Raw genomic sequence first — 1,169 nt, 5'->3', positions numbered from 1 at the left:
AGTGACCTACTGCTGCTTGAGGATTTTTACGAGTTGGATTTTAATGATGTGGATGATGAGTTTCTGATTATTGAAAATGGTGAATATATAGAGGGGGTCAGCTTTATTACCGACTATAGAGCACCGTTGGAGTATGAGTCTAATCAGAAGATCGAATTGATATCGGTGCATGACTGGTCGTTTCAATAGAAGTAAATTTTGAACCAAGTATGCTGGGCGATAAAATAAAGAGTTTAAAGGGGGGCAGCCCGCGCGCAGTAAATGGCGGCTGACCCTGAGCAGTCCCGTTAGAGTAGTTGGAGAGTAGCTGTGAACGAGTCTGATTTTAATGATGTTAAGAGACAACTGATTCGGTACCTCTCAACCGGGCTTGTCGAAAATGCAATTGAATATTTCAAGGCCTGCTCGCATTCACTGTCTGATTATGCATGTGCTGAATGTTTAGGTGATATATGTTTCTATCAGCGTGACTTTGCCCAGGCTATTAAGCATTATGAAGTCGCTACCCAGTTGGCCGCTGATCAAGTCATAGCTCGATATCTTTTCCTTGCAGGCGTATCGAATGAGCGTGCGTCAAATGTTGTCTACGCATTCAAGTATTATCAGGCCGCCATTGAAGCCGAACCTTCATTTGTCGATACGTATCTTGAACTAGGTGCGATGTTGGTTAAGGTGGGAGATCTTGAAGGCGCCTTGCAGTGTTATGAGGATGCTATGGAAATAAAGCCTACAGACTTGGCTATTCATGAAAGTCTGGTGTCGATTTTGGGGGAACTTCACAAGCGCACTCCGGAGAAATATGCTGATAAGTATTTAGCGGTCAACGCGGAAATTGAAAAAATTAAGCATTCCGGAAAGTCGACACCCTCGAACCGTCAAGCTGCGTGGTGAGTAAAATTGATAAAGGGGATCCTTAAGGGGCGGATTTATTGAATTTGAGGTGGGTGACGAAACGAATTGAGTGATGATGCTGTATCTAATAGGGCCGGCAATCGCCTCGCGCTGAATGGCGGGCTGATGGGGTAAACTGTGTCTGACCCTGAGGGATCCACTGTTCGTTTTGTTGATGAGGTTCTGCTGTCGGCAGAAGACAGCGATTATTCGCTGTATGACATGAAGAAGAAGGGGAGTTGGGGCACCAAGAAAACCCAGCGTGACGAGGTGACTAA

The 1,169-nt window shown here is 45.3% G+C and carries 2 protein-coding genes; both read left to right on the top strand.

Going from position 1 to position 1,169, the window contains the following annotated elements:
- Positions 1 to 189: hypothetical protein (locus BM110_RS29685; protein WP_218189415.1), on the top strand; the 189-nt coding region annotated here is incomplete at its 5' end.
- Positions 190 to 309: 120 nt separating this feature from the next.
- The gene (locus BM110_RS29165; RefSeq protein ID WP_093514682.1) at positions 310 to 891 is read left to right on the top strand and encodes a tetratricopeptide repeat protein; all 582 of its coding nucleotides are present in this window, start codon (positions 310 to 312) and stop codon (positions 889 to 891) included.
- The last annotated feature ends 278 nt before the right edge of the window (positions 892 to 1,169 follow it).

The organism is Pseudomonas sp. NFPP28 (assembly GCF_900115535.1).
Lineage (GTDB): Bacteria > Pseudomonadota > Gammaproteobacteria > Pseudomonadales > Pseudomonadaceae > Aquipseudomonas > Aquipseudomonas extremorientalis.
This window is presented reverse-complemented; position numbering and strand designations above follow the sequence as displayed.